At 77.8% G+C, this 2052-nt stretch carries 2 protein-coding genes; both read right to left on the bottom strand.

Going from position 1 to position 2052, the window contains the following annotated elements; all coding sequences use genetic code 11:
- Window positions 1–867: energy-coupling factor ABC transporter ATP-binding protein (locus G5C65_RS36200; protein ID WP_165303294.1), on the bottom strand; the 867-nt coding region annotated here is incomplete at its 3' end.
- The gene (locus G5C65_RS36195; RefSeq protein ID WP_165303295.1) at window positions 864–2003 is read right to left on the bottom strand and encodes a CbiQ family ECF transporter T component; all 1140 of its coding nucleotides are present in this window, start codon (window positions 2001–2003) and stop codon (window positions 864–866) included. The genes G5C65_RS36200 and G5C65_RS36195, both read right to left, overlap by 4 nt.
- Window positions 2004–2052 lie beyond the last annotated feature (49 nt).

Raw genomic sequence — 2052 nt, 5'->3', positions numbered from 1 at the left:
GGGTCCCTCCGGTCGGCTCGCCGCGGGGCGGCGGTCCGCCAGGCGGGACCGGAGCGGCCCGGCCCTGCGCCGCGCGTCGCGTACCGACAGCGGCAGCGGGGACCAGCCCGCGAGCGCTCCCAGCTCCACCACGGGCGGGCGCACCGGGGAGCGGGCCATCAGCTCCGCGGGGTCGCCGAGCCGGGCCTGCGCGCCGGGCGCGGGCAGGAGCAGCACCTGGTCGGCGTACTGGACGACCCGCTCCAGGCGGTGCTCCGCCATCAGCACCGTGGTGCCGAGGTCGTGCACCAGCCGCTGCAGGACGGCCAGCACCTCCTCCGCGGCGCCCGGGTCCAGCGCCGAGGTCGGCTCGTCCAGGACCAGCACGTCGGGGTGCGGGGTGAGGACGGAGCCGATCGCGACGCGCTGCCGCTGCCCGCCGGAGAGGGTGGCGATCGGGCGGTCGCGCAGCTCGCCCAGGCCCAGCAGGTCGAGGGTCTCCTCGACGCGGCGGCGCATGGTGCCGGGCGGCAGGCCCAGCGACTCCATGCCGTAGGCGAGCTCGTCCTCGACGGTGTCGGTGACGAAGTGGGCGAGCGGGTCCTGGCCCACCGTGCCGACCACGTCGGCCAGCTCGCGGGGCTTGTGGGCGCGGGTGTCGCGGCCCGCGACGGTGACCCGGCCGCGCAGCGTGCCGCCGGTGAAGTGCGGGACCAGCCCGCTGACGGTGCCCAGCAGTGTCGACTTGCCGACTCCGGAGGGGCCCACCAGGAGGCACAGCTCCCCCTCGGGGATCCGCGCGTGCACCTCGTGGAGCGCGGGCGCTGCCGCTTCCGGGGCGCGGGTGTCGTCCTCGTAGGTGACCGAGACATGTTCGAAGGTGATCATGTGGTGCGCTCCTCGCGGTCCGCGTCGTCGGCGCGCGCGCCCGCGTGCGGTACGGGCTCCGGCGCGGGCTCCGGCGCGACCAGCGCCGGGAGGAGGCCCAGCAGGATGAGCGCGGCCGGAAGCAGGGGCAGTGCCGGGGCCGTCAGCGGGACCGCCGGGGGGTGGAGGCCGTCGGAGGCCGTGATCAGCGCCGCGGCCACCGCCGCGCCGGAGGCCGAGACCAGCCAGGCGCGCAGGCCCCACCGGTCCGGCCGGTAGCGGGTGCGCACCGCGCGGCGCCCGCCGAGCCCGAGCCCCGCCAGGGCCAGCACCAGCCCGCCCAGCAGCACCGGCAGGCCGAACGCCGCGCCCTGCGCGGCCAGCAGCCCGTACGTACCGGCGCAGACGCCGAGCAGCCCGCCCAGCGTGAGCGCCGTCGTGGTGTGCCGTACGGCGGTCGGCACCCGGGCCGTACGGCCGTAGCCGCGTGCGTCCATCGCGGCGGCCAGCGCCACCGAGCGCTCCAGCGCCCCCTCCAGCACCGGCAGCCCGACCTGGAGCAGCCCGCGCAGCCCCCGGTCGCTGCGGCCGCGCAGCCGCCGTGCCGCGCGCAGCCGCTGCACGTCCGCCACCAGGTTCGGCGCGAACGTCATCGCGACGACGACCGCGACCCCCGCCTCGTAGAGCGCGCCGGGGAGGGACTTGAGCAGCCGGGCCGGATTCGCGAGGGCGTTCGCCGCGCCCACGCAGATCAGCAGCGCGGCCAGCTTCAGCCCGTCGTACAGCGCGAAGACCAGCCCCTCCGCCGTCACCCGTCCGCCGATCCGCACGCCCTGCGCCCACTCCGGCAGCGGCACCTCCGGGAGCGTGACCAGGACGTGCGTCCCGGGGATCGGGGAGCCGAGGAGGAACGCGAACACCAGCCGGATGCCCAGCACGAGCAGCCCCAGCTTGAGGAACGCACCGTACGAGCGGGCCCATGGCGCGTCCGTACGGCGGGCGGCGACGACGTATCCGGCGACCGCCACCAGCAGCGCCAGCAGCAGCGGGTTCGTCGTCCGCGACGCCGCGGTGGCGAGCCCCAGCGCCCACAGCCACCACGCGCCGGGGTGCAGCGCCGTGGCCCGGGTCGCGCGCGGCGCACGCAGGGCGGCCAGCGCCGACCGGGCTGACCGGGCCGACCGGCGCGGAGGGGGAGAGGGAGGG

The sequence above is a fragment of the Streptomyces boncukensis genome (genome assembly GCF_011045075.1).
In the GTDB taxonomy this organism is placed as follows: domain Bacteria; phylum Actinomycetota; class Actinomycetes; order Streptomycetales; family Streptomycetaceae; genus Streptomyces; species Streptomyces boncukensis.
The sequence above is the reverse complement of the archived record's forward strand: the minus strand, read 5'-3'. Positions and strand labels throughout refer to the sequence as shown.